20 protein-coding genes are annotated in these 18,487 nt (G+C 61.3%); 10 read left to right on the forward strand and 10 right to left on the reverse strand.

What is annotated here, in order from left to right:
- The first annotated feature begins 275 nt into the window (after positions 1–275).
- The 4 genes from NAV32_RS15875 to thrC all read left to right on the forward strand — a co-directional run bounded on the left by NAV32_RS15875 (position 276) and on the right by thrC (position 4,624).
- Positions 276–1,001 (forward strand): DsbC family protein, encoded by a 726-nt coding sequence (locus NAV32_RS15875; RefSeq protein ID WP_256053771.1) that lies wholly within the window; start codon positions 276–278, stop codon positions 999–1,001.
- A 93-nt stretch (positions 1,002–1,094) separates the two neighbouring features.
- On the forward strand, positions 1,095–1,592 hold the full coding sequence (locus NAV32_RS15880) for a GFA family protein (RefSeq protein ID WP_256053772.1): 498 nt from the start codon (positions 1,095–1,097) through the stop codon (positions 1,590–1,592).
- Positions 1,593–1,833: 241 nt separating this feature from the next.
- Entirely contained in the window at positions 1,834–3,138 is a 1,305-nt protein-coding gene (locus NAV32_RS15885; RefSeq protein WP_256053773.1) for a homoserine dehydrogenase, read from the forward strand.
- Positions 3,139–3,199: 61 nt separating this feature from the next.
- Complete coding sequence (thrC, locus tag NAV32_RS15890; protein ID WP_256053774.1) at positions 3,200–4,624, forward strand: threonine synthase; 1,425 nt, start codon at positions 3,200–3,202, stop codon at positions 4,622–4,624.
- Between the two features lie 206 nt (positions 4,625–4,830).
- Here thrC and rnt read toward each other — a convergent pair whose 3' ends face one another.
- Together rnt and pyrC are read right to left on the reverse strand one after the other, a co-directional pair.
- On the reverse strand, positions 4,831–5,505 hold the full coding sequence (gene rnt / locus NAV32_RS15895) for a ribonuclease T (RefSeq protein WP_256053775.1): 675 nt from the start codon (positions 5,503–5,505) through the stop codon (positions 4,831–4,833).
- Positions 5,502–6,545 (reverse strand): dihydroorotase, encoded by a 1,044-nt coding sequence (pyrC, locus tag NAV32_RS15900; protein ID WP_256053776.1) that lies wholly within the window; start codon positions 6,543–6,545, stop codon positions 5,502–5,504. Before pyrC ends, rnt begins: the two co-directional genes overlap by 4 nt.
- 194 nt (positions 6,546–6,739) lie before the next feature.
- Here pyrC and NAV32_RS15905 point away from each other — a divergent pair, with 194 nt between their 5' ends.
- From NAV32_RS15905 to gloA, 6 genes are all read left to right on the forward strand, one after another.
- On the forward strand, positions 6,740–7,633 hold the full coding sequence (locus NAV32_RS15905; RefSeq protein ID WP_336604872.1) for a flagellar protein MotY: 894 nt from the start codon (positions 6,740–6,742) through the stop codon (positions 7,631–7,633).
- 94 nt (positions 7,634–7,727) lie between these two features.
- Positions 7,728–8,945: an argininosuccinate synthase gene (locus tag NAV32_RS15910; protein ID WP_256053777.1), complete on the forward strand. Its 1,218-nt coding sequence runs from the start codon at positions 7,728–7,730 to the stop codon at positions 8,943–8,945.
- Between the two features lie 205 nt (positions 8,946–9,150).
- Positions 9,151–9,774 carry a CsgG/HfaB family protein gene (locus NAV32_RS15915; protein ID WP_256053807.1) on the forward strand — a complete coding sequence of 208 codons (624 nt, stop codon included), beginning with the start codon at positions 9,151–9,153 and terminating at the stop codon, positions 9,772–9,774.
- Between the two features lie 34 nt (positions 9,775–9,808).
- Positions 9,809–10,192, forward strand: a complete 384-nt coding sequence (locus NAV32_RS15920; RefSeq protein WP_256053778.1) for a DUF4810 domain-containing protein — start codon at positions 9,809–9,811, stop codon at positions 10,190–10,192.
- Positions 10,189–10,845 carry a DUF799 domain-containing protein gene (locus NAV32_RS15925; RefSeq protein ID WP_256053779.1) on the forward strand — a complete coding sequence of 219 codons (657 nt, stop codon included), beginning with the start codon at positions 10,189–10,191 and terminating at the stop codon, positions 10,843–10,845. Before NAV32_RS15920 ends, NAV32_RS15925 begins: the two co-directional genes overlap by 4 nt.
- A 108-nt stretch (positions 10,846–10,953) precedes the next feature.
- On the forward strand, positions 10,954–11,346 hold the full coding sequence (gene gloA / locus NAV32_RS15930; protein ID WP_014851822.1) for a lactoylglutathione lyase: 393 nt from the start codon (positions 10,954–10,956) through the stop codon (positions 11,344–11,346).
- Between the two features lie 44 nt (positions 11,347–11,390).
- Here gloA and NAV32_RS15935 read toward each other — a convergent pair whose 3' ends face one another.
- The 8 genes from NAV32_RS15935 to rsxA all read right to left on the reverse strand — a co-directional run bounded on the left by NAV32_RS15935 (position 11,391) and on the right by rsxA (position 18,355).
- Entirely contained in the window at positions 11,391–11,570 is a 180-nt protein-coding gene (locus tag NAV32_RS15935) for a PA3496 family putative envelope integrity protein (protein ID WP_256053780.1), read from the reverse strand.
- Between the two features lie 109 nt (positions 11,571–11,679).
- Positions 11,680–12,318, reverse strand: a complete 639-nt coding sequence (gene nth, locus NAV32_RS15940) for an endonuclease III (protein ID WP_256053781.1) — start codon at positions 12,316–12,318, stop codon at positions 11,680–11,682.
- A 2-nt stretch (positions 12,319–12,320) separates the two neighbouring features.
- On the reverse strand, positions 12,321–13,034 hold the full coding sequence (locus NAV32_RS15945; RefSeq protein WP_256053782.1) for an electron transport complex subunit E: 714 nt from the start codon (positions 13,032–13,034) through the stop codon (positions 12,321–12,323).
- Positions 13,031–13,801, reverse strand: coding sequence for an electron transport complex subunit RsxG (rsxG, locus tag NAV32_RS15950; RefSeq protein ID WP_256053783.1), 771 nt, complete (start codon positions 13,799–13,801; stop codon positions 13,031–13,033). The genes NAV32_RS15945 and rsxG overlap by 4 nt, the downstream gene beginning before the upstream one ends.
- Position 13,802: 1 nt before the next feature.
- Positions 13,803–14,831: an RnfABCDGE type electron transport complex subunit D gene (locus tag NAV32_RS15955; protein ID WP_256053784.1), complete on the reverse strand. Its 1,029-nt coding sequence runs from the start codon at positions 14,829–14,831 to the stop codon at positions 13,803–13,805.
- Between the two features lie 85 nt (positions 14,832–14,916).
- Positions 14,917–17,202, reverse strand: coding sequence for an electron transport complex subunit RsxC (gene rsxC, locus NAV32_RS15960; protein ID WP_256053785.1), 2,286 nt, complete (start codon positions 17,200–17,202; stop codon positions 14,917–14,919).
- Positions 17,199–17,774, reverse strand: a complete 576-nt coding sequence (gene rsxB / locus NAV32_RS15965; protein ID WP_256053786.1) for an electron transport complex subunit RsxB — start codon at positions 17,772–17,774, stop codon at positions 17,199–17,201. Before rsxB ends, rsxC begins: the two co-directional genes overlap by 4 nt.
- Entirely contained in the window at positions 17,771–18,355 is a 585-nt protein-coding gene (gene rsxA / locus NAV32_RS15970; RefSeq protein ID WP_256053787.1) for an electron transport complex subunit RsxA, read from the reverse strand. The genes rsxB and rsxA overlap by 4 nt, the downstream gene beginning before the upstream one ends.
- Between the last annotated feature and the right edge of the window lie 132 nt (positions 18,356–18,487).

Below are 18,487 nucleotides of genomic sequence, written 5' to 3' on the forward strand. Positions count from 1 at the left end.
GCTATGCTCTAACCAACTGAGCTACGTAGCCAAGTGGCGCGCATTATTCTCGTCGTGTGGGTGCGTGTCAAGCCTTGGGTCGTGCTTTTTCCGCCTGCTTTTTCAAACGCTTATGGCGGGTGAGCGGGCCGTCATGAGCGCTTTTGTCCTTCTGCGGCCAAGTGTGCATCAGGTCACGCGGGTCGATAAGTCACGCGCTGAGCCATCGGCCTTGGCGGATTACCTGTGTTAGTCTGCGTCTCTTTTTTTGTTGGTCGTAGTCGCCAGGAGATTCCATGCGCGTGATTCGTTTGTTTGCTGCCGCGACCTTCGGTCTGCTCGGCTCCGTTGCTGTGGCCGCCGATGCCGACAAGGCGATCCGTGAGGCGTTGCAGTCGATCCAGCCCAATATGCCCATCGAAGCCATCGCCGAAAGCCCGATGCCTGGCGTTTATCAGGTGCAGGTCAAGGGCGGGCGTCAGCTCTATGCCAGCGCCGACGGTCAGTTCGTGATTCAGGGTTATCTGTTCCAATTCAAGGATGGCCAGGCGATCAACCTGACCGAGCAGGCCCAGAGCCGTTCGGTGGCGCAGACCATCGCAGCGGTTCCCGTAGGTGAGATGGTGGTGTTTGCCCCGGAAAAGCCCAAGACCCATATCACGGTGTTTACCGATACCGACTGCGTCTATTGCCAGAAGCTGCACAGCGAAGTGCCGGAGCTCAATCGCCTGGGTGTCGAGGTGCGTTATATGGCCTTTCCCCGCCAAGGCATGGCGAGCCACGGGGCCAGCACGCTGACCAGCGTCTGGTGTGCCAAGGATCAACAGGCCGCTATGAACAAGGCCAAGGCCCGCGAAGAAGTGCCGGTTGCGACTTGTGACAGCCCGATTGCCGAGCAGTACGAGTTGGGCCAGATGATCGGCGTGCAGGGAACCCCGGCAATCATCCTCGCCGATGGCCAGATCATTCCCGGCTACCAGCCTGCCCCGCAGTTGGCCGAGTTGGCGCTCCAGGCCAAGTGATGGAAGGCGCCTTCTCCAGGCGCCCGGTGTCACGCTGAGTGAACTGTATCGCTCCCCGCGTTCCAAGTCTGAAGACATGCGAAGGGGGCGATCATGAAACTCGAAGGTTCCTGTCACTGCAAAGCCGTGCGTTTCTCGCTGAAATCGGCTACGCCTTATCCATTCATGTGCTGCTATTGCTCCATCTGTCGCAAGACGGCAGGTGGCGGCGGCTATGCAATTAATCTCGGTGGCGACTATCGAACGCTCGCGATAGAGGGGTCAGAGCATCTGAGTGTCTATCGTGCGCGTATGGTCAATCCTGAAACCGGGGCGGTCACCGTCAGCGAAGGGCAGCGTCATTTCTGCAAGCACTGCGGCAGTGCGCTCTGGTTATGGGACCCAGGTTGGCCGGAGCTGGTCCACCCGCAGGCTTCGGCCATTGATACCGATCTGCCCACGCCGCCCGGACACACTCATTTGATGCTCGACTCCAAGGCAAGCTGGGTCGAGCCGCACGTTCAGGCTGGCGACAAATGCTTTGCTGAATATCCGGATGAGTCTCTGGCGCAGTGGCATCAGCGCCTGGGCTTGGGCGGTGCGCAAAACTAAGTCAGGGCCGAATTCATCGGCCATCTGTACGCGCGACTCACCGGCCCCTAGGGCTGAACTTGTCGGCCTTTAATGTGGTGACGGAGGCTGAATAAATTCCGCCCTACAAGTGGGCCCCGCGGGGAGGAGACAGCCCTGCCGTATGCCCAGCCGATTTGACTAAATCCCGTGCGCTTCGTAATGTGCGACTCTTTTGTTCGGCTGCTGCATAGGGTCGTTCGCTGGCAATGGGGAGTGCAGTTTGAAACCGGTGAAAGTTGGCATCTGTGGGCTGGGAACCGTCGGTGGCGGAACCTTCAATGTGCTCAAGCGCAATGCCGAGGAGATTGCCCGTCGCATCGGGCGTGGAATCGAGGTTGCGCAGATCGCGACCCGGCATCCGAATCCCCGTTGCGACACCGGTAGCATCGCCATTACCGACGACGTTTTTGCGGTTGCCAGCAACCCTGAGATCGACATCGTCGTCGAGTTGATCGGCGGTTACACCCTGGCCCTCGAACTGGTGCTCAAGGCCATCGAGAACGGCAAGCATGTGGTCACTGCCAACAAGGCGCTGATCGCCGTTCACGGCAATGAAATCTTCGCCCGCGCCCGTGAAAAGGGCGTCATTGTCGCCTTCGAGGCTTCGGTAGCCGGTGGCATTCCGGTGATCAAGGCGATCCGTGAAGGCCTGGCGGGCAACCGTATCAACTGGCTGGCCGGCATCATCAACGGCACCGGCAACTTCATCCTGACCGAGATGCGCGAGAAGGGTCGCACCTTCGAGGACGTACTCCAGGAAGCCCAGGAGCTGGGTTATGCCGAGGCCGATCCGACCTTCGACGTTGAGGGTATCGATGCCGCGCACAAGCTGACCATTCTCGCCTCCATCGCATTCGGTATCCCGCTGCAGTTTGATAAGGCTTACACCGAGGGCATTTCGCAGCTGACCACGGCGGATGTGAACTATGCCGAGGCGCTGGGTTATCGCATCAAGCATCTGGGCGTGGCGCGCCGCACCGACGCCGGTATCGAGCTGCGTGTGCATCCGACGCTGATCCCCGCTGACCGTCTGATTGCCAACGTCAACGGCGTGATGAACGCGGTGATGGTCAATGGCGATGCCGTTGGCAGCACGCTTTATTACGGCGCCGGCGCCGGCATGGAGCCAACCGCCTCGGCGGTGGTTGCCGACCTGGTGGACGTGGCGCGTGCGCTGGGCACCGACCCGAGCAATCACGTACCGCCACTGGCATTCCAGCCGGATACGCTGTCAGCTCATCCGATCCTGCCGGTGAGCGACTGCGTGAGCGCCTATTATCTGCGTATCCAGGCCAAGGATCATCCCGGTGTGTTGGCTCAGGTCGCGACCATTCTTTCCCAGCATGGCATCAATATCGAATCGATCATGCAGAAGGAAGCCGAAGAGCATGACGGCCTGGTGCCGGTCATCCTGGTCACCCATCGGGTGGTGGAGCAGCGCATCGACAACGCCATTTCCGCACTCGAGACTCTCGATGATGTGGTTGGCAAGGTCGTGCGGATTCGTGTTGAACAGCTGAATTAACTCAGAGCCGGGAGCTGGGGCGAATCGCTCAGCTTGCGGCTTAAACCGAAGGTTTGAACAAATGCGCTATATCAGCACCCGTGGCCAGGCCCCGGCCCTGAATTTCGAAGATGTGCTGCTGGCCGGTCTGGCCAGCGATGGCGGTCTCTACGTTCCGGAAAACCTGCCGCGCTTTACCGTCGAGGAAATCGCCTCCTGGGCCGGCCTGCCGTATCACGAGCTGGCGTTCAAGGTCATGCGCCCTTTCGTGACAGGCAGCATTCCGGACGCCGACTTCAAACAGATCCTTGAGGAAACCTACGCGACCGGCCCAGGTGGCGTATTCGCCCACAGCGCTGTTGCTCCGCTGCGCCAGCTAAACGGCAACGAGTGGGTGCTGGAGCTGTTTCACGGCCCAACCCTGGCGTTCAAGGACTTTGCCCTGCAGTTGCTGGGGCGCCTGCTCGACTACGTGCTGGCCAAGCGCGGCGAGCGTGTGGTGATCATCGGAGCGACCTCGGGTGACACCGGCTCGGCGGCCATCGAAGGCTGCCGCCGTTGCGACAACGTCGACATCTTTATCCTGCATCCGCACCAGCGCGTGTCCGAGGTGCAGCGTCGCCAGATGACCACCATCTTCGGTGACAACATCCACAACATCGCCATCGAAGGCAACTTCGACGACTGCCAGGAGATGGTCAAGGATAGCTTCGCCGACCAAGGCTTCCTCAAGGGCACCCGCCTGGTGGCGGTGAACTCGATCAACTGGGCACGGATCATGGCCCAGATCGTTTACTACTTCCATGCCGCGTTGCAGCTGGGCGGTCCGGCGCGTTCGGTGGCGTTTTCGGTACCGACCGGCAACTTCGGCGACATCTTCGCCGGCTACCTGGCGCGCAACATGGGCTTGCCTATCAGCCAGCTGGTGGTCGCGACCAACCGCAACGACATCCTGCACCGCTTCATGAGCGGCAACCGCTACGACAAGGACACCCTGCATCCGTCGCTGTCGCCATCGATGGACATCATGGTGTCGTCCAATTTCGAGCGTCTGCTGTTCGACCTGCACGGTCGCAACGGTGCGGCAGTGGCCGAGCTGATGAGTTCGTTCAAGGCCAGCGGCAAGCTGTCGGTCGAGGAAGAGCGCTGGACCGAAGCGCGTAAGCTGTTCGACTCGCTGGCCGTGGATGATGAGCAGACCTGCAAGACCATTGCCGAGGTGTTTGCGGCCACGGGTGAGCTGCTGGACCCTCACACCGCCATTGGCGTCTATGCCGCCCGTGAGTGCCGTCGCAGCCTGTCGACGCCGATGGTGACGCTGGGTACCGCGCATCCGGTGAAGTTCCCCGAGGCGGTGGAGAAGGCCGGTGTTGGCAAGGCTCTGGAACTGCCGGCGCATTTGGCCGATCTGTTCGGGCGGCCCGAGCGCTGCACTGTGTTGGCGAATGACCTCAAGGCCATGCAGGCCTTTGTCAGTCAGCATGGCAATCGCGGCAAGCCGCTGTAAGCGACCCTGAATGCAAAAAGGCCATGGCCTTTTTCTTTGTGTTGGACAGCGCTGGGGATGCCGGTTTTATCGACCCACCACGCTTCTGCTTGGCGGATTGGTGAAGTCCGTAGGGTGGACCACGCTTCACCGGTCCACCGAGCGGGCTTTCGGTGGATGAAAAAAGCGTCATCCACCCTACGCCTACACGTTGCTGGTGTGCCGCTTTACTCGTCGAACTCTTCCCAGCCGCCCATTTCCTTCCAGCGGTTGACGATGCCGCAGAACAGCTCGGCGGTCTTCTCGGTGTCATAACGCGCCGAGTGGGCTTCGCGCCCGTCGAAATCGATACCGGCGGCCTGACAGGCCTTGGCCAGTACGGTCTGGCCATAGGCGAGGCCGGCGAGGGTGGCGGTGTCGAAGCTGGAGAAGGGGTGGAAGGGGTTGCGCTTGATGTCGCAGCGGGCAATTGCTGCGTTGAGAAAGCCCAGATCGAAACTGCTGTTATGGCCCACCAGGATGGCGCGCTTGCAGCCTGCCGACTTCACGGCCTTGCGCACGCCACGGGTGATATCGCCCATCGCCTGCAATTCGGGAACAGCCATGCGCAGGGGGTGGTCCAGCTTGATACCGGTGAACTCCAGCGCGGCGGCTTCAATATTAGCGCCGGGGAAGGGCTCGACGCGGTAGAACAGAGTTTCCTGCGGGTAAAGCAGGCCCTGTTCGTCCATGCCGATGGTTACTGCGGCGATTTCAAGCAGGGCGTCGGTGGCGCAATTGAAGCCACCACACTCGACATCGACCACTACCGGCAGGAAGCCACGGAAGCGTTGCGCCATGGGGGAGCGCGGCTTGCCGGGAAGGTTGTTTTCCTGTTCGTCGTCGAACGAATCCTCGCTCATGCGTGTGCCTCCAGTCGCCATTGCAGGGTTTCGCCGGCGCGAAGGGGCACCAGGTTGTGTTCGCCAAAGGGCAGGTTGCCCGGCACGCTCCAGGGTTCGCGCACCAGGGTGATCTGCTCGGTGTTGCGTGGCAGGCCATAGAAGTCGGCGCCGAAGTGGCTGGCGAAGGGTTCCAGGCGATTCAGCGCATTACGCTGCTCGAAGGCTTCGGCATAGAGCTCGATAGCCGCGAAGGCGGTATAGCAGCCGGCGCAACCGCAAGCGTTCTCCTTGGCGTGCTGGGCGTGGGGTGCCGAGTCGGTGCCGAGGAAGAATTGCGGGCTGCCGCTGGTGGCCGCGTCAAGCAGCGCTTCCTGGTGAATGTTGCGCTTGAGGATCGGCAGGCAGAAGAAGTGCGGGCGAATGCCGCCCACCAGCATGTGGTTGCGGTTGTAGAGCAGGTGATGCGCAGTAATGGTCGCCCCGACGTTGCTGGAGGCGCCTTCGACAAATTGCACCGCATCGCGGGTGGTGATGTGCTCGAAGACCACTTTCAGCGTCGGGAAGCGCTCAGTGATCCGGCTCAGCTGTTCGTCGATGAAGTATTTCTCGCGGTCGAAGATGTCGACTTCCGAGCGCGTCACTTCGCCATGCACCAGCAGCGGCAGGCCGACCTCGGCCATTATTTCCAGTACCGGGAAAATATTGTCGATGCGGGTCACGCCGGATGCCGAGTTGGTGGTGGCACCCGCCGGATAGAGCTTGGCCGCGTAAACATGGCCGCTGCTCTTGGCTGCACGAATCTCGTCGGGCTGCGTGCCGTCGGTGAGGTAAAGCACCATCAATGGCTCAAAAGCGCTGCCCTTGGGGCGAGCTGCAATGATCCGCTGGCGATAGTCGTTCGCTTCGGCGGCATTGCGCACCGGCGGCACCAGGTTCGGCATGACGATTGCGCGGGCGAACTGGCGTGCGGCATCTGCCACGGTGTGGACCAGCGCCGCGCCATCGCGCAGGTGGATATGCCAGTCGTCGGGGCGAAGGAGGGTTATGCGGTCGGACATGCGGGTTTCCAAGCGGATCAAACGTGCACGAATGCTACCGGAAACGAGCGGAAAAATCGCCGCAGACGGGAGGCGCCGGGCCGAAAGGGGCTCGTTGTCCGACAGTTGCGCGCCTGAGGTAAGGCGCTGTGTGTTCAAGTTTTCGCAGGGGGCACCGATACACAGGTTGAATGTCCTTTATCGTGGAGCCTCCTGTGCGCCTGCGCCCTCTTATTCTGGCTTGCCTGCTGGCTTCGCCGGCCAATGCCCTGACTTTCCAGACCCGTCTGGAAAGGGTGCAGTGGCAGGTCGAAGGGGATCAGTTCGAGTGCAGACTGGTGCAGCCCATTGCCGGTTTTGGTCGTGGTGAGTTCGTGCGACGTGCCGGTGAGGAGGCGATTTTCCGTCTGAACTCGCCGGAGCGCTGGCTGGGGGCCGGCTCGGCGACACTGCTGGCAGCCGCTGCGCCCTGGCAGCCGAGCCGCAGTGATATCAACCTGGGTGTGGTTTCCGTGGGTGAGGGCGATATTCCGTTCAACAGCTCGCACCTGCAGGCTGGACGCCTGCTCAGTGGTCTGCTCGACGGTCGCAGTCCGGTGGTGCGTCATCGCACTCTGCACGGTGGTGAGGCGCTGGAGGTGCGCCTGCTGCCGGCGCGTTTCGGCAAGGCCTACGAGGATTTCCGCGGCTGCACGGCAAAGCTGCTGCCGGTGAATTTCGACCAGATTCGCCAGTCGCAGATCGGTTTCCCCAGCAGCGACGTAACACTCGATCCGCTCGCTCAGGCCAAGCTCGACATCATCCTGCAATACCTGCGGGCCGATCCGACGGTCAATCGCATCCAGCTCGACGGCCATTCCGACAACAGCGGCAATCGTCTGTCCAACCGCGACCTTTCTCGGCGGCGTGCCTTGGCCGTGGAAGAGTATCTGCTGGCCAACGGTGTGCTGAAGGAGCAGATCACGCTGCGTTTTCACGGTGAGCGATACCCACTGGTACCCAACCGGAACGAAGCCAGTCGCGCGAAGAATCGCCGGGTGAGCCTGAGCCTGTATCGTGAGCCGGCTACCAGTACAGCCGCTGCCGAAGCAGTCAGTCCGTCATCCTGACGGTAATCCGGGCTGTGAAAGGCCGTGCCCCTGTAAAACAAACGTCGCGACCAGTAGAATTGCCGCTTTCCTTCAATCCCGGGAGTGGATGGCAATGGCCGACGTAAAGAAGGTAGTCCTGGCGTATTCCGGTGGCCTGGACACCTCGGTGATTCTCAAGTGGCTGCAAGATACCTATAACTGCGAAGTAGTGACCTTCACCGCCGACCTCGGTCAGGGCGAAGAGGTCGAGCCGGCCCGCGCCAAGGCCAAGGCCATGGGTGTCAAGGAAATCTACATCGACGACCTGCGCGAAGAGTTTGTACGCGACTTCGTGTTCCCGATGTTCCGCGCCAACACCGTCTACGAAGGCGAATACCTGCTGGGCACCTCCATCGCCCGTCCGCTGATCGCCAAGCGCCTGATCGAGATCGCCAACGAAACCGGTGCCGATGCCATTTCCCACGGCGCGACCGGCAAGGGCAACGACCAGGTGCGTTTCGAGCTGGGCGCCTACGCGCTCAAACCGGGCGTCAAGGTCATCGCCCCCTGGCGCGAGTGGGACCTGCTGTCCCGCGAGAAGCTGATGGACTACGCCGAAAAGCACGCCATCCCGATCGAGCGTCACGGCAAGAAAAAATCGCCGTACTCCATGGATGCCAACCTGCTGCACATCTCCTATGAGGGCGGCGTGCTGGAAGACACCTGGACCGAGCACGAAGAAGACATGTGGCGCTGGACCAAGTCCCCGGAAGCCGCGCCGGATACTCCGACCTATATCGAGCTGACTTACCGTAACGGTGACATCGTCGCCATCGACGGCAAGGAGCTGAGCCCGGCTACCGTGCTGGCCGAGCTGAACCGCATCGGTGGCGAGAATGGCATCGGTCGCCTGGATATCGTGGAAAACCGCTACGTGGGCATGAAGTCCCGCGGCTGCTACGAAACCCCCGGCGGCACCATCATGCTCAAGGCCCACCGCGCCATCGAGTCCATCACCCTGGACCGCGAAGTCGCGCACCTGAAAGACGAGCTGATGCCCAAGTACGCCAGCCTGATCTATAACGGCTACTGGTGGAGCCCGGAGCGTCTGATGCTGCAACAGATGATCGACGCTTCCCAGGCCACGGTGAACGGCGTAGTCCGCCTGAAGCTGTACAAGGGCAACATCATCATTGCCGGTCGCAAGTCCGATGAGTCCCTGTTCGACGCCAATATCGCCACCTTCGAGGACGATGCCGGCGCCTACGACCAGGCCGACGCCGCAGGCTTCATCAAGCTCAACGCCCTGCGCCTGCGCATTGCTGCCGGCAAGGGTCGCAGCCCGCTGTAAGTTTTCCCGGCCTCCACCGCAATGGTGGGGGCCGGTATGCTGCCTCCTTCACACTCCTGCCTTTCAGCCTCTTCCTTTCCATCGTCCAGCTGTCGCCGAATGATGGCGAAATGGTATTGTTCGCCGCCAATTCAATGAGCCAGGCCAGGAGGGTTATGTGCAAGGAATCAAGGTTGTATCAGTGGCGGCGCTTGCCGCTTTTTTGATGCTGTCTGCAGGTTGTGCCACAGAGAGTTCGCGCTCCTTGGCTGTCGTGCAGGTACAAAGCGCCAACACTTACTATGCCGGCATCCGCACGCCGATTTCGGTGGGCAAGTTCGACAATCGTTCCAGCTATTTGCGTGGGATTTTCTCGGATGGCGTCGACCGCCTCGGCGGGCAGGCCAAGACCATTCTGATCACCCATCTGCAGCAGTCCAATCGCTTCAGCGTGCTGGATCGCGACAACCTTGCCGAGCTGAACCAGGAAGCCGGTTTCAGCAAAAAAGTGCAGAAGATCGCAGGCGCCGACTATGTCGTAACCGGTGACGTCAGCGAGTTTGGTCGCAAGGAAGTAGGCGATCATCAGCTGTTTGGCATCCTCGGTCGCGGCAAGAAACAGATCGCCTATGCCAAGGTCAGCCTGAACATCGTTAATAGCAGCACCTCCGAGGTGGTGTATTCCACTCAGGGTGCTGGTGAATATGAGCTGTCCAACCGCGAAATCATCGGCTTCGGCGGTACAGCCAGCTATGACTCGACGCTGAACGGCAAAGTGCTTGATCTGGCCATGCGTGAAGCTGTGCAGCAACTGGTGGTTGCCGTTGACCAGGGCATCTGGAAGCCCTGAGGTTTTTTAACCTTATTTACGCAAGGAGCTGGATATGAATATCCCATTCGCTAAACGAGGGGCGCAGCTTTGCCTTGCTGCGCTCGCTGTCGCTCTGGTTCAGGGCTGCAGCAGCAATCGACCACAATCCCTGTATCAGTGGGAAGGCTATCAGCCTCAGGTTTACGCCTACCTGAAGGGCGAGAGCAGTTTTGAAGAGCAGATTGCAGCGCTGGAAAAAGGCCTGCAGGTTATCCGCAGTCGTGGCAATACGCCTCCGCCTGGTTACCACGCGCATCTGGGACTGCTTTATGCGCAAATCGGCCAGGGTGATCAAGTGGTGCAGCAGTTCCGCAGTGAGGAGGCCCTGTTCCCTGAGTCCAAGCCCTATATGGCCTTTCTATTGAAGCAGCAGACTCAGCAGGAGGGTGCCCAATGAAATCCCTGTCCCGAGTGTATGCCCTGCTGGCGGCGGCTGTGCTGGCCAGCGGTTGCGCGACCACTCCCCCTCCTGCTCACGACTACACGGCGTTCCGGGAAAGTCGCCCGGCCTCGATCCTTGTCCTGCCGCCGCTGAACGAAACGCCGGAAATCAACGCAACCGCCGGCATGTTGGCCCAGATGTCCGCGCCGCTGGCTGAATCGGGTTACTACGTGATGCCCGTGGCGCTGGTTAGCGAGACGTTCCGCCAGAATGGTCTGGATAACGCTGCGGATATTCAGCAGGTGTCTCCGGCCAGATTGCGCGAGATTTTCGGTGCAGACGCAGCGCTCTATACCACGGTGGTGCAGTACGGCTCTCGCTATACGGTGATCGACAGCACGGTGCATGTCGAAGCCAAGGCACGGCTGGTTGACCTGCGTACTGGCGCGCTGTTGTGGAGTGGTTCGGCCTTGGCGGTCAGTCAGAACAACAATAACAGCGGCGGTCTGATTGGCATGCTGGTCAGCGCCGCTGTCAATCAGGTGCTCAATACGCTGACCGATGCGACCTATCCCATTGCCGGAATCGCCAGCAATCGATTGCTGTCTGCTGGCCAAACCAATGGGCTGCTGCATGGACCACGCTCGCCGCGTTACGAGCACCAGTAAGGCTCACAGGGAGGGGCTGCAAGCGTCGCTCTGGTAAGCTCTCTCTGACCCGAGAACCCCAACCCAGGTTGGGGTTCTTTCATTTACCCATTCATCGAGGAGAATGCAATGAGACTACTCCACACCATGCTGCGCGTCGGCGATATGGACAGATCCATCGCCTTCTACACCGAAGTGCTGGGCATGACCCTGCTGAGACGCAAGGATTATCCGGACGGCAAGTTCACCCTGGCGTTCGTCGGCTATGGCGACGAGGCACACAACAGCGTACTGGAGCTGACCCACAACTGGGGTGTCGACAGTTACGAGCTGGGTACAGGCTATGGCCATATCGCGCTGGAAGTGGAAGATGTCTACAAGGCCTGCGAAGACATCCGCAGCCGTGGCGGCAAGATCACCCGCGAACCGGGGCCGATGCTGCACGGCAGCAGCATTCTGGCCTTCGTCGAAGACCCGGATGGGTACAAGGTTGAACTGCTGTCGCCAACGCGCAAGGATTGACGCGGCGTCAGGCAGAAAAAAGCCCCGGTTTCGGGGCTTTTTCATCAGAGATCGAAGTCGAACTCGTTGAGTTGCTTGCGCAGTCGACGCTCTTCGAGCAGGTTGTCGATGATCCGGCGCTTGGTCAGGTTGGTTTTGGCTACTTCGACCGGGGCTTCAGCAGTATCGTCTTCGTCCTCACCGGCGAAGTCGTCTTCAATCTCGATTTCTTCTTTCTCGGACACTTGTCTTACTCCACGGCTGGGGCGCGTTGTTGGCGCACCTTATAGCGACAAAAAACAGGGTCGTAAAAAAGATTTTTTCAATCGACTGATAGCTTTTACCCCTAAACGCTCAATCGTCGGAAGTCTTGTGCTTGTATTCGCACAGGTCTTCGATGCGGCAGCTGCCACATTGGGGTTTGCGTGCCTTGCAGACGTAGCGCCCGTGCAGGATCAGCCAGTGATGGGCGTCCAGCAGGTACTCTTTGGGCACGAACCTGATCAGCTTGCGTTCGACCTCCAGCACATTCTTCCCGGGTGCGATGTTGGTGCGGTTGCTCACCCGAAAGATATGCGTGTCGACAGCCATGGTGAACTGCCGAAAGGCTGTGTTGAGCACTACGTTGGCCGTCTTGCGACCGACGCCGGGCAGGGCTTCGAGGTCTTCGCGGTTGTCCGGGACCTGGCTGCCATGCTGCTCGATCAGGATGCGGCAGGTTTCAATGACGTTCTTCGCCTTGCTCGGATACAGGCCGATGGTCCTGATATAGCTGCACAGGCCTTCGTAGCCGAGCGCGTAGATGGCTTCTGGGGTATTGGCGACGGGATAGAGTCTGGCGGTCGCCTTGTTGACGCCGACATCCGTAGCCTGCGCCGAGAGGATCACCGCGATCAGCAGCTCGAAGGGCGTGCTGTAGGCCAGTTCGGTCTTGGGTTCAGGGTTGTCCTCATGAAAGCGGCGAAATATTTCCCGGCGTTTTTCCGCATTCATGATTACTCGATCACCCCGGTTACCCGCACACGGCGGCTCTGGGCCGGTGCTTCGGGCTGTTGTGCTTTGGCCCGCTCGGCCAGTTGGTGATCGATGCGGTTCTTCAGGGCGATCAGCAGACCGAGGACGATAAACGCGCCGGGCGGCAGGATCGCCAGCAGGAAGCCCTTGTAGTCGCTGAATACGGTGATCTGCCAGTCGGCGGCGATAGGGCCGAACAGTAGCTGCATGTTGGCGAACAGTACGCCGGTGCCGAACAGTTCGCGCAGGCCGCCCAGTACCAGCAGCACAAGCGCGAAGCCCATACCCATGACAAAGCCATCGAACCCGGCGATCAGCGGATTGTGCTTGGCGGCGAAGCCGTCAGCGCGGCCAAGGATCACGCAGTTGGTGGTGATCAGCGGGATGAAAATGCCGAGAATCTGAAACAGCTCATAGGTATAGGCTTGCATCAGCAGTTCGATGCAGGTGGTCAGCGCTGCGATGATCATTACAAAGGCGGGCAGGCGCACCGCGGTGTTGACCACGCCGCGCACCAGCGACACGCCGATGTTGGAGCAGATCAGCACCAGGGCCGTGGCAAGGCCGAGCCCCAAGGCGTTGACCGCCGAGTTGCTGACGCCGAGCAAGGGGCAGAGGCCCAGCAGCTGAACCAGGGCCGGATTGTTTTTCCACAGGCCGTTGATGCTCAGTTCGCGGTAGCTGGGCGTACTCATGGCGTCTCACCTGTCTGTTCGGGTTGCGGATCGGTGATCAGCATCTCGTCCCGGGTTGCAGCGCTACCGGCGCGGGAGTGGCGGGTCGCTTCGTCGGATTCGTCTGGCTCGGGCAGCGCCTGGTCTGGCTCAACCGGACGGGTGCTGGCGCCGAGCAGTTCATCCTTGTGGGCATCGAAATACTGCAGCGCGCGATGCACGGCGCCGACCACGGCGCGTGGGGTGATGGTGGCGCCTGCGAACTGATCGAAGTCGCCACGATCCTTCTTCACGGCCCAGCCGCTGGCTTGCGGGTCGCTCAGGGACTTGCCATCGAAACTCAGGATCCAGCGGCCCTTGGCCAGCTCGACCTTGTCGCCCAGACCGGGGGTTTCGCGATGCCGGACCACACGCACGCCGGCGATGCGGCCATCGGCAAGCACGCCAACCAGCAGGTGGATTGCGCCGCTGTAGCCATCCGGTGCGATGGCCTGGAGGATCACCGCGCTGGGCTCGCCGTCTTTGCGGGCGATATAGGCGGGAGTGGGGTGTCGGGTGCCGAGCAGTGGATGGTGCACGTCGACGCTGCTGTCGAGCAGTTGGTTGTCGTAGCTGCCATGGGGCAGGATTTCATTGAGGGCGCGTAATTGCGATGCGCGCTCGGCCGCCTGGATGCGCTCGGCAGTGAACTGCTGCAGCAGTGTCACCGCGCCAACGGTGACGACTGCGAACAGGCCCAGCACCAAAGCGTTTCTGAACATCGAGCGGCTGAGTTCGGGAAGGATCATGTCATTCGCCCAACTTGAAGCCGCGCTCGGCCTTGCGGTGGCCGTAGGTGCGCGGACGGGTGTAGTAGTCAATGGTTGGCGCTGCGAGGTTCATCAGCAGTACGGCGAAGGCCACGCCGTCGGGATAGCCGCCCCAAGCGCGAATCACGTAGACGATGATGCCTACGCCCGCGCCGAAGAGCAGTCGCCCCAGGGTGCTGGTAGCGCTGCTCACCGGGTCGGTAACAATAAAGAAAGCGCCGAGCATGGTGGCGCCGCTGAGCAGGTGGAACAGCGGCGAGCCGTTGCTGTCGGAGCCCGAACCGTTCCAGAACACCAGACTCATCAGTATCAGCGCTGCCAGCATGCCCACTGGTGCGTGCCAGCTGAACAGCCGCTTGTGCAGCAGGTACAGACCGCCTGCCAGGAATGCCAGATTGACCACTTCCGAGCCGATGCCGCCGAAGTGCCCGAATGCGGGGTTGGCCCAAAGCTCGTCAACGGTCAGGCTCTTGTTCAGCTTCATCGCGTCCAGCGCCGTGGCCTGGCTCCAGCCATCAGGCAGTGTGGCGATGCCGAGAATATGCTGCAGGCCTGGGCCGAAACCGACGCTGTGGGGCACAGGCCATGAGGTCATTTCTACCGGAAAGGAGATCAGCACCACCACATAGCCGATCATCGCCGGGTTGAAAGGGTTCTGGCCCAGTCCGCCGTAGAGCTGTTTGCCGAGAACGATGGCGCTGCCGACGGCGATCAGTGTCAGCCACCAGGGTGAGTAGGGTGGCAGCGCCAGCGCCAACAGCACAGCGGTGACAAGAGCACTGCCGTCCCGCAGGAAGAACTGCACCGGACGCTGTCGGATCCTGAGCATCAGGGCTTCAAAACCCAGTGCGGCAGCGCTGGCCCAGCACAGATTGATCAGCGTGCCGGCGCCGTAAAGCCAGGTGAGGGCGACGACGCCTGGCAAGGTTGCGGCCAGCACCAGCAGCATGACCCGCTGGGTGCGGTTGCTGCCGGTGCTGTGCGGTGAGGTGATGCGTGGCAGTGCCATTGGCGCTCCGGTCGAATGTAGTACGGGCAGCCGCGTTCGATAACGCTTGCGACTATCCGGATAGTGGCGCCCGGGGCGCCGCTATTTAAGAGTCAGTGTGTTTCTGTAGCTGGTGCTCTGCGTCGCTCAGGCGCTGGCGTGCGGCCTCGATTGCGGCAGTATCACTGTCGGTGGCGCGTTCCAGTTTGCGCAGATCGGCGCGGGCAAAGGCTACTTCGGTCTTCAGAGCACGGGCCTGCTCGTCTATCGGGCGCTTTTCGGTACGAACCAGTTCGGGTGCGGGCTTGGCAGAGTTTTCTTCTGCCGCGTGCAGGGCCTGTTCGGCGCTGACCAGCCCGTCGCGCAACTTGTTCAGTTCGGCTTCGTCGGCACCGGCCTTTTCGGCTTTCTTGAGTTCGGCGCGCTTCATCGCCAGTTCGATCTTGGCTTTCTTCAGGGCTTCGTCGGCAACCGGCTTTTTGGCAGGCGGAGCGCTTTGCTGGGCGTTGGCCAGCGCCTGTTCGGCTGAGGCCAGCTGCGTTTGCAGTCGCGTCAGTTCGGCTTGTTGTTCGGTATCGCGGGTTTCGAGTTTTTCCAGTTTGCGCACCTGCGCTCGCAGCATCGCGGCTTCGATCTTGGCCTTCTTGGCGGCTTCGTCGTTGGCCGGGGCGGCGGTGGCTTCAACAGGCGGTGCGGCGGCGTTGGCTTCATCCAGCGCTTTTTGCGCATTGCTGGCGGCGATACGCAGCTCGGCGACCTGGGCTTCCAGTTCAGGCGTTGCATGGGCGGAAAGCTGCTTCTCGGCTTTCTTCAGGGCAACCTGGGCCATGCTGGCTTCAATCTTGAGTTTCTTCTGCTCGTCCGAGAGTCCGACCTTCTGGGCCTGCACGCGGGCGACCGGGTCGTCCTGGCTTGGCGTGGTGCCGGCTTGTGCCTGGGCTTCCTTGGCGCGAGCAGCACGCTCGGCACGGGCCTGGCGGTCGGCTTCCTTCTGTTCCTCGGCGCGACGCAGGCGTTCCTGGCGTATTTCAAAACGCTGCCGGGAGTGTTCGGCCTTCTGCTGTTTTTGCTCCAGTGCACGGATTTCGCCCTTCGCAGCACGGTAGTACTGCACCAGTGGAATGCTCGAGGGGCAGACGTAGGCACAGGCGCCGCACTCGATACAGTCGAACAGGTTGTAGGCCTTGAGTTGCTCGTGCTCCTGGCCCAGCGCGAAGAAGTGCAGTTGCTGCGGCAGCAGGCTGGCCGGGCAGACTTCAGCGCATTCGCCACAGCGGATGCAGGGCAGAGCGGGCGGCGGTGGCGGCAGTTCGGCGCGGGTGCTGGCCAGCAGGCAGTTGGTGGTTTTGATCAGCGGCACATCCAGCGATGGCAGGGTAAAGCCCATCATCGGGCCGCCCATGATCAGGCGGTTGAGCTTGCTGCTGTCGAGCCCGGCAAAAGCCAGCAACTCGGCCACTGGTGTGCCGATCAGCGCCTCGACGTTCATCGGCTCGGCAAGCGCCTCGCCCGTCAGGGTAGTGATGCGGGAAATCAGCGGTCTGCCCAGCAACACGGCATCATGAATGGCAACGCAGGTGCCGACGTTCTGGCACAGCATGCCGATATCGGCGGGCAGACCACCGCTGGGCACCTCTTCGCCAGTGAGGATCTGGATCAGCTGCTTTTCGCCGCCGGAGGGATATTTGGTGGGGAATACCTTGACCACATAGGGGCGCTCGCCGACGGCGGCGCGCACTGCCGCAATGGCTTCGGGTTTGTTGTCCTCGATACCGATCAGCACCTGCTGCGGTTTGATCAGGTGTTCGAGAATCTCGATGCCCGCCACCAGTTCGGCAGCCTTTTCGCGCATCAGCAGGTCATCGGCGGTGATATAGGGCTCGCATTCGGTGCCGTTGATGATCAGCGTGTGAATCGCCTGCGTAGGTGGCGCGGTCAGCTTTACTGCTGTCGGAAAGCCGGCGCCGCCAAGGCCGCTGACGCCGGCCTGGCGGATGATCTCAAGTAATTCGGACGGTGGCAGCTGACGGTAGTCGGTGCGGGGCTGCAGCTCGATCCATTGGTCCAGACCGTCGCTTTCGATCACGATCGCGGGTGCGGGTATCCCCGATATGTGCGGGTAAGGCTGCGGGCCGATGAAACTGACAGTGCCAGAGGTGGGTGCATGCAGTGGCGCGCTGACGAAGCCGCTTGCCTCGGCGATCACCTGGCCCTTCAGTACCTGCTCGCCGGGTGTGACGCAGGGTTCGGCGGGTGCGCCAAGATGCTGGGCGAGCGGCAGAACCAGCCGCGCAGGCAGTGGCATCTGCCGGACCGGCGTGCGGTTGGAGAGGGCCTTGCGCTCGGGCGGATGAATGCCGCCATGGATGTCCCAGACGTTCAACGAAGTCATGCGGCCTGCTCCCGGTCACTGGCGATCAGCTGGCCTGGCGCCAGCGGCTGGTCCCATTTCCAGCTTTGCAGGTTGCTGCCCAGCTCGATCATGTCGATGCAGTCCACCGGGCAGGGCTCGACGCAGAGGTCGCAGCCGGTGCATTCGGAGACGATCACGGTGTGCATCTGCTTGGCGGCACCGACGATGGCATCCACCGGGCAGGCCTGGATGCACTTGGTGCAGCCGATGCATTCGGCCTCGCGGATGTAGGCAACGCGTGGCGGTACTTCGCCCTCGACGGCATCCAGCGGCTCGGGTTCCACATCCAGCAGGTCGGCCAGGGCCTGGATGGTGGACTCGCCTCCCGGGGGGCACTTGTTGATCTTGTCGCCGCCGGCAATGGCTTCGGCGTAAGGCTTGCAGCCCGGATAGCCGCATTGACCGCACTGGGTCTGCGGTAGCAGGGCGTTGATCTGCTCGGCAATCGGGTCGCCCTCGACGCGAAAGCGCACCGCTGCAAAGCCCAGGATCGCCCCGCATATCAGGCATAGCGCCAGCAGGGCGAGAACCGCAATCGCCACCATGCTCATAGCTTGATCAACCCGGTAAAGCCCATGAACGCCAGCGACATCAGACCAGCAGTAATCATGCCGATGGCCGCACCCTGGAACGACCGGGGTACATCGGCAATGGCGATGCGCTCACGCATGGCGGCAAACAGCACCAGTACCAGAGAAAAGCCCAGGCCTGCGGCAAAGCCGTTTGCGGTGGCGGTGATAAAGGTGAATTCCGACTTGTTGGCATTGAGCAGGGCGACGCCCAGCACGATGCAGTTGGTGGTGATCAGTGGCAGGAAGATGCCGAGCACACGGTATAAAAGAGGGCTGGTCTTGTTCACCACCATTTCGGTGAACTGCACCACCACGGCGATCACCAGGATGAAGCTGATGGTGCGCAGGAATTCGAGATCCAGCGGTTTAAGTACATATTGCTGGAGCAGATAGCTGCACATCGCCGCCAGCGTCAGCACGAATGTAGTGGCCAGCGAGAGGCCGATGGCGGTTTCGACCTTTTTCGAGACGCCCATGAACGGGCACAGGCCGAGAAACTGTACCAGCACGAAGTTGTTGACCAGGATGGCGCTAACCATGATCAGGGCGAGTTCGGTCATGCGGGTTCCTGTGGTGCTCTGTACGAGCCCGAGGCTAAAAGGCGGCCATTATCGGCAAGCGGTCGCGGCCATACAAGTCGCGACTGGCTGTCGCAGGCTTCACCGGCTGTCTGGTGACGGTTCATATGCGTT

Source organism: Stutzerimonas stutzeri, assembly GCF_024448695.1.
In the GTDB taxonomy this organism is placed as follows: domain Bacteria; phylum Pseudomonadota; class Gammaproteobacteria; order Pseudomonadales; family Pseudomonadaceae; genus Stutzerimonas; species Stutzerimonas stutzeri_T.

Excerpts from the sequence above, each read along its gene's own strand:
- NAV32_RS15875 (WP_256053771.1), top strand. The coding sequence starts at position 276 with ATGCGCGTGATTCGTTTGTTTGCTGCCGCGACCTTCGGTCTGCTCGGC.
- NAV32_RS15880 (WP_256053772.1), top strand. The coding sequence starts at position 1,095 with ATGAAACTCGAAGGTTCCTGTCACTGCAAAGCCGTGCGTTTCTCGCTG.
- thrC (WP_256053774.1), top strand. The coding sequence starts at position 3,200 with ATGCGCTATATCAGCACCCGTGGCCAGGCCCCGGCCCTGAATTTCGAA.
- rnt (WP_256053775.1), bottom strand. The coding sequence starts at position 5,505 with ATGAGCGAGGATTCGTTCGACGACGAACAGGAAAACAACCTTCCCGGC.
- pyrC (WP_256053776.1), bottom strand. The coding sequence starts at position 6,545 with ATGTCCGACCGCATAACCCTCCTTCGCCCCGACGACTGGCATATCCAC.
- NAV32_RS15910 (WP_256053777.1), top strand. The coding sequence starts at position 7,728 with ATGGCCGACGTAAAGAAGGTAGTCCTGGCGTATTCCGGTGGCCTGGAC.
- NAV32_RS15915 (WP_256053807.1), top strand. The coding sequence starts at position 9,151 with ATGCTGTCTGCAGGTTGTGCCACAGAGAGTTCGCGCTCCTTGGCTGTC.
- NAV32_RS15920 (WP_256053778.1), top strand. The coding sequence starts at position 9,809 with ATGAATATCCCATTCGCTAAACGAGGGGCGCAGCTTTGCCTTGCTGCG.
- NAV32_RS15925 (WP_256053779.1), top strand. The coding sequence starts at position 10,189 with ATGAAATCCCTGTCCCGAGTGTATGCCCTGCTGGCGGCGGCTGTGCTG.
- gloA (WP_014851822.1), top strand. The coding sequence starts at position 10,954 with ATGAGACTACTCCACACCATGCTGCGCGTCGGCGATATGGACAGATCC.
- nth (WP_256053781.1), bottom strand. The coding sequence starts at position 12,318 with ATGAATGCGGAAAAACGCCGGGAAATATTTCGCCGCTTTCATGAGGAC.
- NAV32_RS15945 (WP_256053782.1), bottom strand. The coding sequence starts at position 13,034 with ATGAGTACGCCCAGCTACCGCGAACTGAGCATCAACGGCCTGTGGAAA.
- rsxG (WP_256053783.1), bottom strand. The coding sequence starts at position 13,801 with ATGATCCTTCCCGAACTCAGCCGCTCGATGTTCAGAAACGCTTTGGTG.
- NAV32_RS15955 (WP_256053784.1), bottom strand. The coding sequence starts at position 14,831 with ATGGCACTGCCACGCATCACCTCACCGCACAGCACCGGCAGCAACCGC.
- rsxC (WP_256053785.1), bottom strand. The coding sequence starts at position 17,202 with ATGACTTCGTTGAACGTCTGGGACATCCATGGCGGCATTCATCCGCCC.
- rsxB (WP_256053786.1), bottom strand. The coding sequence starts at position 17,774 with ATGAGCATGGTGGCGATTGCGGTTCTCGCCCTGCTGGCGCTATGCCTG.
- rsxA (WP_256053787.1), bottom strand. The coding sequence starts at position 18,355 with ATGACCGAACTCGCCCTGATCATGGTTAGCGCCATCCTGGTCAACAAC.